This window comes from Kiloniellales bacterium (assembly GCA_030064845.1).
Taxonomy (GTDB): Bacteria; Pseudomonadota; Alphaproteobacteria; order Kiloniellales; family JAKSDN01; genus JASJEC01.
Genome location: JASJEC010000093.1, coordinates 1 through 10994 on the forward strand (window position 1 = coordinate 1; position 10994 = coordinate 10994).

Genomic DNA, 10994 nt, shown 5'->3' on the forward strand with positions numbered 1-10994 from the left:
TTGGGCTGGGGCACGTGGCTCGGCCGGCTGGCGATCCAGCGCGTGCCGCCGTCGGCGGACGGGTAGGTGGCGAGCCCCTCGCCGGGCGCGGGCGCCTCGAAGCGCAGGGCATCGAGGCCGGCCAGAGCGCTGTCGGGCGGGGTCCGATAGTCGTGGTTGCCCAGCGCGTTGCTGTGCAGGACCGTCACGGCGACCGCCGCGGTGGCCACCAGGTGCGAGAAGCGCAGGATCCGCCGGCCCGGTATCTCCGGCGGCGTCGTCGCTTCGTCGGTCTGGGGGCGGGTGTCGGTCATCTGCCTATTGTTGGTTTCGGTTTCAGCGATGTCCCGGCGGCCCGGGTTGATGTTCGATCAGTTTTCACATTTTACGAACATTTCACGGCTGTGTCAAATATCGGATTGTTAAAATCATAGAATTAATCAATAAAACAAGGGGCTTAACCTTTGTATAAAACCTTATTATTTCTAAAAATGAAAAGAAAGCTCACAAATACTTAACCAAGACGATATGTGATTTCACTTCGCTTGGTTTGGTCTCGGCGAAGATCTGGCGTCTCCTTGGCCGCGATTCCTCTTGCCGCGGCGCCGCTCGACTTCACAGCACCCAGAGGGCGATGCCCGGGAAGGCGAGCAGCAGGAGGATGCGGCAGATATCGGCCGCGAGGAACGGCAGGACGCCCTTGAAGACCTGCGGCAGCGGGACGTGGGGCGCCTGGCCATGAATCACGAAGACGTTGAGGCCGACGGGCGGGGTGATCAGGCCGACCTCGACCGCGACCAGCGCCAGGATGCCGAACCAGATCGCGGTCTGGTCGGGGCCCAGCCCGAAGTCCAGCGCCATGACGACGGGAAAGAAGATCGGCACGGTCAGCAGGATCATGGAGAGGCTGTCCATGACGCAGCCGAGCAGGAGGTAGATCAGCAGGATCGACGCCAGCACGAGGATCGGCGGTAGCCCGCTCTCGGCGACCGTGCGGGCCGCCTCCGCCGGCAGGCCGCTGAGCGCCAGGAAGGCGTTGTAGAGCTCGGCGCCGAGCAGGATCAGGAAGATCATCGCGGTGGTGCGGCCGGTCTCCAGCAGGCAGTCGGCCAGGGCCGGGCCGCTCAGGCCGCCCGACAGCAGCGCCAGCAGCCCCGTGGCGCAGGCCCCGACCGCCGCCCCCTCGGTCGGGGTGAACCAGCCCAGATAGATGCCGCCGATCACCAGGGCGAAGATTGCCGCCACCGGCGCGACCGCCGCGAGGCCGCGGCGGCGCTCCGACGCGGGCGCCCGCTCCGCGGCCGGGCCCGCCGCCGGGTCGAGCCGCACGAAGACCCAGACCGCGGCGATGTAGCCCAGCACCGCCAGGAGCGCCGGGCCGAGCGCGGCCAAGAAGAGCGCGCCGATGTTCTGCTCGGTCAGGATGGCGTAGACGACCAGGACCAGCGACGGCGGGATCAGGATGCCCAGGGTGCCGCCGGCGGCGAGCGCGCCGGTCGCGAGCGCGCCGCTATAGCCGTGGCGCCGCAGTTCCGGCAGGGCGGCCTGCCCCATGGTCGCCGCCGTGGCCAGCGAGGAGCCGCAGATCGCGCCGAACCCGGCGCAGCTGCCGATCGCCGCCATGGCGAGGCCGCCGCGCCGGTGGCCGAGCCAGGCCTTGGCGGCGTCGAACAGCGCCCGGCTCATGCCGGCCTTGGCGGCGAACTGCCCCATCAGCAGGAAGAAGGGGATCACCGTCAGCGAGTAGCTGGAGAACTGGAAGTAGGGGCCGGTCTTCAAGCTGGCGATCAGCGGCGCCCAGCCGCTCAGCAGCACATAGCCGGCGCCGCCGACCAGCAGCATCGCCAGCGCGACCGGGACGCGCAGCGCGAGCAGCGCGAGGAAGACCGGGAAGCTGGCGAGCGCGATGCCCACGTCACCCGGCCGCCCGCGGCCCGGCGCCGCGCTTGAGCGCCCGCAGGTCGTCGAGCGCCGTGGCCAGGCAGACCAGGGTCAGGACCGCCAGGCAGAAGGTCGCCGGCACGAAGCCCCACCAGAGGGGCAGGCCGAGCACCATGGTGCTCTCCCGGTAGCGGTGGAGGTCCAGCCCGCCGAGGGCCGCCTGCCAGGTGAGCAGCGCCGCGACGGCCGTGAAGGCGGCGTTGGCCGCCAGCGACAGGGCGGCGCGGGCCCGCGGCGGCGCGCGTCGCACCAGGAGGTCGACCGCGACGTTGCCGCGGGTGACCTGGCACCAGGGCAGGAAGGCGAAGACGGCGACCGCGGTGCCGGCCTCGATCAGCTCGAAGTCGCCGGGCAGGGGCGCACTCAGCAGCACCCGTCCGGCGATCGACAGGCAGGTCAGGACGGCGAGACCGCAGAGCAGCGCGCCGCCGGCCAGCGCGAGGCCGGCGCTGAGCCGGCGAAGCAGGGTACCGGGAGAGCCGCCTGGAGGGCCGCCGGGAGGACTGCGGTCTGGGGTCTCGGCCGCGCTCATGACCGCCGGGCGCCGGGGCAGGCGCCGGCGTCAGGACCCGTCATGCTTGGCGACCAGGGCCCGGGCGGCGTCGAGCAGGGCGGCGCCGTCCCGGCCGCGCTCGTCCATGCGCTTGACCCAGCCGTCGATCACCGGCTGGGTCGCCTGCTTCCAGCGGTCCAGCTCGGCGCCCTCGATCCGGTGGAAGCTGTCGCCCAGGGCGGCCGCCTTGTCCCGGCCGGGCGCCTCGGCGGCGTCCCAGACCGCGCCGACCCGCCGGGCCAGGGCCGCGCCGGCGTTGGCGTCGATCACGGCCTTGAGGTCGGCCGGCAGGGCCTCGTAGGTCGCCTTGTTCATGGCGAAGAGGAAGACGGCGGTATAGAGGCCGCGGTCGCCGGCGATCTCGGTGTGGGAATCGGTCAGCTCGTGCACCCTGAGCGGCAGCGTGACCTCGTAGGGCAGGGCGGCGCCGTCGATCACGCCCTTGGAAAGGGCCTCGGGCACGGCCGGGACCGGCATACCGATCGGCGTGGCGCCCATCGCCGCCAGGGCCTCGTTGATGACCCGCGTCGGCGCCCGGACCTTGGCGTTCTTCAGGTCCTCCAGGCGCCGGACCGGCGTGCCGCGCATGTGCAGGCTGCCGGGCGCGTGAACGTGGAACAGCAGCGGGTGGACCTCGGCGAACTCCTCGCGCGCGTGGGCCTCGTAGAAGGCCTGGACCGCCTGGCTGGTCGCCTCGGCGCTGCCTGCGACGAAGGGCAGCTCGAAGACCTCGATCGTGGGGAAGCGCCCGGCGGTATAGCCGGTCAGGGTCCAGACCACGTCGGCCACGCCCTCGCGCGCCTGGTCGAACAGCTGGGGCGGCTTGCCGCCCAGCTGCATCGCCGGAAAGACGCGCACGGCGATGCGGCCGCCCGACTCGGCCTCGACCTTGCGCGCCCAGGGCTCGATGAACTTGGCGTGGGCGACCGAGGGCGGCGGCAGGAAGTGGTGGACCTTCAGGGTCACTTCCTGGGCCGCGGCCGGCGCGAGGCCGGCCCCGAGCAGCCAGGCCGCGACGGCAAGTGCGATCGACAGAGCCGAGAAAGGGGTGCGCTGCATGGACGGCTCCTTCGCCTGAAACCGGACCGGCCTTGTCATGATACCGGGCCGTGGCATGATACCCGGAAGGCCCGCAAGAACAATGCAGCCGTCCGTCATGAATGGGGCCGTGGGGAGAGTAGAGACCAGCCATGCATTTCGTGATCGCGCCGCCGGCGACGCCCCGGCTTCCGGTCGAGGGGGACGACCGGCTGTTTCCCGTGCGCCGGGTCTACTGCGTCGGCCGCAACTACGCGGCCCACTCGCGGGAGATGGGCAACGATCCGGACCGCGAGGAGCCCTTCTTCTTCATCAAGCCGCGCGACTGCGTTGTCCTCGACGGCGCCAAGATCCCCTATCCGCCCATGACCAGCGACCTGCACCACGAGATCGAGCTGGTCGTGGCGATCGGCCGCGAGGGCGCGGACATCCCGCTCGCGGCGGTGCCGGACCACATCTACGGCTACGCGGTCGGGATCGACCTGACGCGGCGCGACCTCCAGGCCGAGGCCAAGGCCCAGCGCCGACCCTGGGACACGGGCAAGGCCTGCGACGGCGGCGCACCCTGCTCGCGGGTCCGGACCGCGGCGGAGATCGGCCACCCGGCCAAGGGCCGGATCTGGCTGTCGGTCAACGGCGAGGAGCGGCAGAGCGGCGACCTCTCCGAGCTGATCTGGTCGGTGATGGAGCTGACCGCCAAGCTCTCCGGATACTTCCGGCTGATGCCCGGCGACCTGATCTTCACCGGGACCCCCTCGGGCGTCGGCCCGCTTACCCGCGGCGACAAGGTGACCGGCGGCGTCGAGGGCGTGGCGGAGATCTCGGTGGAGATCGTTTGAGGCCACGTCGGGGCTCGAAACCAAAAGGGTTCACCACAGAGACACAGAGACCACAGAGAACCAAAGAGGTTGGTTGCGCGCGCAGCGCGCTGAAAGAACCTTGGTTTTCCTCTGTGGTCTCTGTGTCTCTGTGGTGAAAAATCCGAACCTCGGCGACAGGCAGAGTCTCGCCCTTCAAGACGCCGGCGATCGGTCCGGTCCAATCTGAAGTTATGACGGCTGCCGCTGCAGGAATTCCAGGACCGCGGCGGCCACCAGCTCGGGGGCCTCGATCAGGATCGAGTGCTTGAGGCCGGGCAGGATCGCGAGCTCGGCGTTGGGCAGCTCGCCGGCGATGAAGCGGTTGAGCCGGGGGTTGCAGCCGCCGTCCAGCTCGCCGGTCAGGACCAGCGCGGGCGCCGCGACCTCATGCAGCCAGGGCGCCATCTCGGTCTCGGCGTAGATGCGGAAGACGCTGAGGAACACCTCGGCCGGAGTCTCCACCACCTGCTCGAGGCGGGCGCGGACGGCGTCGGGCCGGGCCTCCAGGAAGGCGTCGGTGAACCAGCGCTCGACCAGGGTGTCGAGCACCTGGCGGATGCCCTTCTCCTCCATGGCCGCGATCACGGCCCGCACCTTGGCCCGGTCCTCGTCCGTCCGTCCCGCCGCCGTCGAGAGCAGGCCCAGGGAGAGCACCCGTTCGGGGTGGGCCCGGGCGTAGGCCGGCCCGATCATGCCGCCCAGGGAGTGGCCGATGACGTGGGCCCGCTCGACGCCCAGCCTTTCCCGCAGGGCCTCCAGGTCCGCGACCAGGTCGTCCAGCGTGTAGGGCGGCGCGGGCGCCGGCGAGTCGCCGTGGCCGCGCAGGTCGTAGCCGATGCAGGTGAAGTGGCGGCCGAGGATCCCGGCGAGCGGCCGCCAGGCGCCGCGCCGGGAGCCGATGCCGTGGACCATGAAGAGCGCCGGGCCCTCTCCCTCCACGGAATAGGCGCAGTCGACGGCAGTCATTGGCGTCGCGTTCTCGCTGCACGGCGGCAAGAAACCAACCGGCCCTCACCCGCTCCGCTGCGCTTCGCCACCCTCTCCCAGGGGAGAGGGTTGGTTTTCCCTCTCCCTTGGGAGAGGGAGCCCGACGCCGAAGGCGTTGGGAGGGTGAGGGCCGGTTGGTTTCTCGAAGCCGCGGGCACCGCGCTACTCCGCCGCGGCCACCCGGCCCGCGGGCTTCGCGAAGTGGGGCATGACCTCGGCGGCGAAGCGCTCCAGGCAGTCGAGGGTGTCGGCCTGGCTGGCGCCGAAGTTGACGTTGAGGATCATGCGGTCGATGCCGCCCTCGGCGTAGGGGCCGAGCTTGTCGACCATCTCGCTCGCGGTGCAGATCAAGAGGCTCTGGTCCAGCTCCTCGATCGTCTGCTTGCGCGGCAGGGGGGCGATCATGCCGCCCTCGACCAGGCCGGGGCCCGAGCGGAGGTTGTCGAAGCGGCTGTAGTAGTCGTGGGCCTGGCGGAGCTTCTCCCGCCGGTCGGCCTCGTCCCTGGCCAGGAAGGCGACGCGCGAGAGCGAGAGGGTCCGGTTCCGCGCCTCGGCGCCCGCCTCGGCCCGGCCGCGCCGGAAGGCCTCGACCTGGTCCAGCATGAGCTGGTGGCCGCCCGCCAGCGGCGTGGTCTGGATGTCGAAGCCGCGCCGGGCGCAGTGGTAGATCGCCTCGGGCGTGACGACGGCCATCATGATCGGCGGGCCGCCGGGGGTGACCGGCCGCGGCATGACGGTCAGCGCGTCAAACCGGTAGTACTTGCCGTTCCAGGCGACGTCCTCGCGGCTCAAGAGGGCGGTCAGCACGTCGAGCGACTCGTCGAACTTCTCCCGGCTGATCTCCAGCGGGCAGCCCAGGCGGTCCATCTCGAAGGCGAAGGCGCCGCGCCCGACGCCGACCAGCAGGCGGCCCTCGGTGAAGATGTCGGCGACCACGATCTCGCCGGCCAGGACCCGCATGTCGCGCACCGGCAGGACCACGACGGCGGTCATGATCTTTATCTTCTCGGTCACGGCCGCGATCTTGACCGCGAAGGTCAGGGGCGCCGGCATCATCAGGATGTTGATCAGGTGGTGCTCGGTGATCGAGAGGCACTCGTAGCCCAGCCGGTCCGAGAGCACGGCCTGTTCCAGCATGTCCCGATAGAGCCGGTCGCCGCCGTAGCTCTTGTCCGGATAGTAGGCCGAGAGCTGCGGACAGAACTCCATACGGGGGGCCTCCTGCGGGCGTTGCAACCAGGACCACGACTATGAGACAGCCTGATTTTTCGGGCAAATGCTAAGTGGCGCGCGTCAAGCTTCTCTACCGCGGTTCAGGCGGCGGCGCAGCCTGCCGGAGGATCGAAACCGCCGGCGTCCGATCAATCCCGGGGAAGCTCGGCCGGCGATCCGTGGGGCGTCTTCAGATAGGCCTCGGTCCAGGCTTGGCGCAAGGCTCCGAGCTCCTTGCCCTCGGCCAGGCCCCGGCGGATCAAGAAATCCTCGAAGGCGGAAAGCCAGACCTCGTAGTAGGCCGATCCGTCCTTCGGCGCGCCGGCCGAGTCCGCCCGCTGGAGCGCGGCGATGAAGGCCTCCGACCATTCGGACCACTGAAAGGCGCCGGCCGCGGCCAGGGCATGGGTCGTGGCGAAGAGCTCGGCATGCCAGGGCTCGGAGAAGGGCTGCTCTGGCTCAGGTCGCGGGCGCAAGGTAACTCTCCCAGAGATCGGCCGTCACGCTGTGCCGGGGATCCGCCGCCTCGCCCCAGAGCTCGCGCGCCGAGAAGCGCACGGTGTAGAGGTGCTGCGGCGCCTCGCCCGCGAGCGTTGCGCTGACGTCGGGAAAGACGTGGGCGCCGTGGTGCAGCACGACCTCGCCGACCCGGTCGCGGCAATAGCGGGGCAGTCGGGTGTGGCCGCAATGCATGTGCCGGGCGGTGCGCACGCGGTCGCCGACGGCGAAGGCCGGGGCCGCGTTGACCTCCCGCTCGCTCGGACGGCCCGTGGGCAGGAAACGCAGGAAGGCTGCGGCGTCGACCGGCGGCGTCGCCTTCTCGGCACCCGGCGCCGGGCGGCCGGAGGCGACCTCCTCGCGGGAGAGGAGTCCCGCGCCGACCGAGAGGTTCGCGACCGACGCGAGCCATTTCTCGTAGTAGGTCATGGAAAGGTAGTCCGCCGGCGGCAGGTTTTCGATCGAGTGGCGACCGGCGTCGATGTTCCACCGGCGCCAGAAGCCCATCAGCAGGCGCAGGGCCATGACCCGCGCTTCCCAGTCGTGATGGAAAGGCGGCTCGTCGGGCTCGATCGCCAGGGGGCCGAAGCCTTCCATGCCGCCGAGGTCGTGGACTCCGTCCATCAGGTGCCTCCCGGCTCGGCCGCAAAGCCCGTACCGACCATCGAGTCACGGGTCACCAGGCCCGCCAGGGCCTCTTCGGAAAGGCCTTCGGTACCGGATGGGCGTTGCGGGATCACGAGGTAGCGGATCTCGGCGGTCGAGTCCCAGACCCGGATCTCTATCTCATCGCCCAAAGTTACACCGAATTCGGCCAAGACGCCGCGCGGATCGCGCACCACCCGGGCGCGGTACTCCGCCGACTTGTACCAGACCGGCGGTACGCCGAGCACCGGCCAGGGATAGCAGGAGCAGAGGGTGCAGACGACGATGTTGTGCACATCGACAGTGTTCTCGACCGCCACCATGTGCTCGCCTTGCAGCCCGGAGTAGCCGAGTTCGGCGATCGCCGCCGTGGCGTCTTCGCGCAGCCACTTGAGGTAAGCCGGATCGCTCCAGGCCTTGGCGACCACCCTGGCGCCGTTCTGCGGACCGATCTTGTTCGAGAAGGCGTCGACGATGGCGTCGATGGCTTCGGGGTCGACCAGACCCTTATCGACTACCAGCGTCTCGATGGCGCGCACCCGCAAGGCCGGCTCGGACGGCAGGAGCGCATGAGCGTGCTCGTGAGCCATAATGTCGAAGTCCTCGGGTTCACAAGGAGTCTTTCCGATGGTGCGGCGCGCGTCAAGGTGGGCGCCGCCGCTGCGCGGAGGTTCCAGAGGGCTCCAGGCTTCTTCATCAGCCGGCTTACTCGGACCCGCGCCGCCGGGCCGCGACGATGGTTTCGTACTCGCGGTGCCCGATCGGCACGAGCCCCCTGATCCTGCCGCCCGCGAAGCTGTAGGCGCAGTTCGGATCCATCGAGGGGAGGCCGGCCAGCAGACCGACCATCCGGAGCTTCACGTCGTTCGGCAGGTCCTTGCGCAGGACGATCGGGCCCTCGGGGATGAGCCTGGAGCGCCAGATCTCGGTCAGCTGGGACATGTCGACCAGGGCGTCGTCGACCGCCTTGCGCAGCGCGCCGCTGTTGAAGCCGTCTTCCCAGGCGCCCAGGCCGTCGGCCCAGGTCACGCCGCCGTCGATGTCGCCGTTGTAGACCGCGAGGATGGTCTGCTCGTGGCCGCCGGTGAAGACCACGTCCTTGAAGTACCTGCCGGGCTCCATGTCGTAGCCGGCCGCGGGGATCTCGATCGAGGGGATCAGGTAGCCGGAGGTGGAGTTCGGATCGCCGAAGCCGAAGACCTTGCCCTTCATGTCTGCCAGACTGTTGATCGCGCGGTCGACGCGGGCGAAGCCGATCGCGTAGTAGCCGAAGGAGCCGTCCTCCTTGATCCTGGTCAGTACCGGCTCCACGGCTTCGGGGTCGGTCAGGTAGATCTTCGCGTAGCCGAAGGCGCCGAGCCAGGCCATGTCGAGATCGCCGCCGAGCAGCCCCTCGATGACGCCGTCGTAGTCGGCCGGCGCGAAGAGCCGGGTCGGCACGCCGAGCGCCTGCTCGGTCATCTCGCGCACGCACTCGTTGCTGCGCAGGCGGGCGGGAGCGTTCTCGCCGCCCAGGATGCCGATGCGGAACTCGCTGATCTCGCCGGCCGCCAGTGCGTCGCCGGCCAGCATGACCGTGGCCGCGGCCACGCCAATCAGGTTTCTCAGTTTCATGGTCATTTGTTTACGTGGAAGTGCGCGGATGGCAAGCCGAAGAAGCTGGCGGATCGGGCCGGGACCGCGAAGCGTTAGCCGCGCACCAGCTCCAGCAGGCCGAGCGTGAGGCCGGGCCAGTAGGTGACCAGCAGCACGATGACCAGCAGGATGGCGATGTAGGGCAGGGTCGCCCGGTAGATCTCGGGCAGGGACTTCTTGAAGCGGTAGGCGGAGAGGAAGAGGTTCTCGCCCATCGGCGGCATCAGGTAGCCCAGCTGCATGTTGGCCATGAACACGACCCCCAGGTGGACCGGCTCGATCCCGTAGGCCAGCGCCATGGGCGCGATCAGCGGCACGATCACGATGATCGCCGAATAGATGTCCATCAGGGCACCGACCACGATCAGCACGAGGTTGAGCGCCAGCAGGAAGAGGACGGGCGACTCGATGATCTGCTGGATCCAGTTGAGCGCCAGCATCGGCACCTGGGCGATCAGCAGATAGTTGGTCAGCCCGAGCGCGACGCCCAGGATGATCATGAAGCCGCCGACCAGGGTGGCGCTCTCGACCGCGATGCGCGGCAGGTCCTTGCGCAGCCCGAGCTCGCGGAACACCAGGGTCTCCACGATCAGGGCGTAGAGCACGGTCGCGGCGGCCGCCTCCACCAGAGTTGCCAGACCGCCGAAGATGCCGCCGATGATGATCAGGGGCAGCGGTAGCTCCCACTTGGCGCCCCAGAGGGCCGCGCCGAGCGCCCGCCAGCTGAAGTCCGTGCGGGCCGCGCCCATGGACCAGCCGCGCCAGGCGCCCCACCCGGCGACCGCGAAGATCAGCAGCAGGCCGGGGATCAGGCCGCCGATGAAGAGCTGGTCGAGCGGCAGCTCGGCGTAGTAGGCGTAGAGGATCACCGGCAGGCTGGGCGGCAGCAGGACGCCGATCGAGCCCGAAACGGTGACCAGGCCGGTCGCGTGGTCCTCGTGGTAGCGCGCCCGGGTGAGCATCGGCAGGATCAGGCCGCCCATGGCCAGAATGGTGATGCCGGAGGCCCCGGTCAGCGGCGTGAAGAAGGCCAGAACCAGGGTGACGACGATGGCCAGGCCCCCGGGCATCCAACCGACCATGGCGTTGAACAGGGCCAGCAGGCGCTGGCTGGAGCCGCCCTCGGCGAGGATGTAGCCGGTCAGGGTGAAGAGCGGAATGGCCGGCAGCATGGGCGAGGTCGCCATGCGGTAGGCCTCGCCGGGCACCGCGGCGACCGGCGTGCCTTCCAGGAAGAACAGCAGCAGGGCGGCCCCGCCGATGGCGGCGAAGATCGGCAGGCCCAGCGCGGTGGCGACCAGGATCACGACGATGCCAGGCACGAGCAGGTCCGGCGTGGCCAGGGCCGGGACGAAGGCGAAGAGCGGCGGGACGGCGAGGCCGCTCGCCACGATGAGCCAGCCGCGCCGGGTGTCCGCCGCCCCGGCCAGGACGCGCCAGGTGATCGCGAGGAAGGCGACCGGGATGACCAGCGACACGACCCAGACCGGGATGTTCCAGGCCACGAGTTCGCCGAACTCGTGGTCGATCGCGACCAGCTGCACGCTCGCTACCACGAGGGTCGCGCTGACCGCCACGGCGAGTCCGCCGGTGAACCGGCGGGCCCGCATGCGCCAAGGCTCGGGAAGGAACTCCGAGGTCGCCAT

12 protein-coding genes are annotated in these 10994 nt (G+C 69.9%); 1 reads left to right on the forward strand and 11 read right to left on the reverse strand.

The features are described from left to right. The 4 genes from QNJ67_22220 to QNJ67_22235 all read right to left on the reverse strand — a co-directional run. On the reverse strand, positions 1 to 293 hold a 293-nt coding region (locus tag QNJ67_22220; protein ID MDJ0611705.1), incomplete at its 3' end, for a hypothetical protein. Positions 294 to 594: 301 nt separating this feature from the next. Further along, complete coding sequence (locus QNJ67_22225) at positions 595 to 1893, reverse strand: TRAP transporter large permease (GenBank protein MDJ0611706.1); 1299 nt, start codon at positions 1891 to 1893, stop codon at positions 595 to 597. Position 1894: 1 nt separating this feature from the next. Next, positions 1895 to 2452, reverse strand: a complete 558-nt coding sequence (locus QNJ67_22230) for a TRAP transporter small permease (protein ID MDJ0611707.1) — start codon at positions 2450 to 2452, stop codon at positions 1895 to 1897. Between the two features lie 30 nt (positions 2453 to 2482). Beyond that, entirely contained in the window at positions 2483 to 3532 is a 1050-nt protein-coding gene (locus tag QNJ67_22235) for a TRAP transporter substrate-binding protein (GenBank protein ID MDJ0611708.1), read from the reverse strand. A gap of 131 nt (positions 3533 to 3663) precedes the next feature. On the opposite strand from QNJ67_22235, the gene QNJ67_22240 reads away from it, so the two are divergent. Continuing rightward, positions 3664 to 4350, forward strand: coding sequence for a fumarylacetoacetate hydrolase family protein (locus tag QNJ67_22240; protein MDJ0611709.1), 687 nt, complete (start codon positions 3664 to 3666; stop codon positions 4348 to 4350). Between the two features lie 210 nt (positions 4351 to 4560). Here the strand turns inward: QNJ67_22240 and QNJ67_22245 are convergent, their stop codons facing one another. The 7 genes from QNJ67_22245 to QNJ67_22275 form a co-directional block, all read right to left on the reverse strand. Next, the gene (locus tag QNJ67_22245; protein ID MDJ0611710.1) at positions 4561 to 5337 is read right to left on the reverse strand and encodes an alpha/beta hydrolase; all 777 of its coding nucleotides are present in this window, start codon (positions 5335 to 5337) and stop codon (positions 4561 to 4563) included. Positions 5338 to 5520: 183 nt separating this feature from the next. Next, positions 5521 to 6567 carry an LLM class flavin-dependent oxidoreductase gene (locus QNJ67_22250; protein MDJ0611711.1) on the reverse strand — a complete coding sequence of 349 codons (1047 nt, stop codon included), beginning with the start codon at positions 6565 to 6567 and terminating at the stop codon, positions 5521 to 5523. Between the two features lie 152 nt (positions 6568 to 6719). After that, complete coding sequence (locus tag QNJ67_22255) at positions 6720 to 7046, reverse strand: nitrile hydratase accessory protein (protein ID MDJ0611712.1); 327 nt, start codon at positions 7044 to 7046, stop codon at positions 6720 to 6722. Beyond that, positions 7030 to 7692 carry a nitrile hydratase subunit beta gene (gene nthB, locus QNJ67_22260; GenBank protein ID MDJ0611713.1) on the reverse strand — a complete coding sequence of 221 codons (663 nt, stop codon included), beginning with the start codon at positions 7690 to 7692 and terminating at the stop codon, positions 7030 to 7032. Before nthB ends, QNJ67_22255 begins: the two co-directional genes overlap by 17 nt. Then, positions 7692 to 8303: a nitrile hydratase subunit alpha gene (nthA, locus tag QNJ67_22265; GenBank protein MDJ0611714.1), complete on the reverse strand. Its 612-nt coding sequence runs from the start codon at positions 8301 to 8303 to the stop codon at positions 7692 to 7694. Before nthA ends, nthB begins: the two co-directional genes overlap by 1 nt. 115 nt (positions 8304 to 8418) lie before the next feature. After that, entirely contained in the window at positions 8419 to 9327 is a 909-nt protein-coding gene (gene phnD / locus QNJ67_22270) for a phosphonate ABC transporter substrate-binding protein (GenBank protein MDJ0611715.1), read from the reverse strand. Between the two features lie 74 nt (positions 9328 to 9401). Beyond that, the coding region (locus QNJ67_22275; GenBank protein MDJ0611716.1) for a TRAP transporter large permease at positions 9402 to 10994 on the reverse strand (1593 nt) is incomplete at its 5' end.

Coding starts and splice junctions, on each gene's coding strand:
- phnD (MDJ0611715.1), bottom strand. CDS start 9,327: ATGAAACTGAGAAACCTGATTGGCGTGGCCGCGGCCACGGTCATGCTG.
- QNJ67_22230 (MDJ0611707.1), bottom strand. CDS start 2,452: ATGAGCGCGGCCGAGACCCCAGACCGCAGTCCTCCCGGCGGCCCTCCA.
- QNJ67_22235 (MDJ0611708.1), bottom strand. CDS start 3,532: ATGCAGCGCACCCCTTTCTCGGCTCTGTCGATCGCACTTGCCGTCGCG.
- QNJ67_22245 (MDJ0611710.1), bottom strand. CDS start 5,337: ATGACTGCCGTCGACTGCGCCTATTCCGTGGAGGGAGAGGGCCCGGCG.
- QNJ67_22250 (MDJ0611711.1), bottom strand. CDS start 6,567: ATGGAGTTCTGTCCGCAGCTCTCGGCCTACTATCCGGACAAGAGCTAC.
- nthB (MDJ0611713.1), bottom strand. CDS start 7,692: ATGGACGGAGTCCACGACCTCGGCGGCATGGAAGGCTTCGGCCCCCTG.
- nthA (MDJ0611714.1), bottom strand. CDS start 8,303: ATGGCTCACGAGCACGCTCATGCGCTCCTGCCGTCCGAGCCGGCCTTG.
- QNJ67_22240 (MDJ0611709.1), top strand. CDS start 3,664: ATGCATTTCGTGATCGCGCCGCCGGCGACGCCCCGGCTTCCGGTCGAG.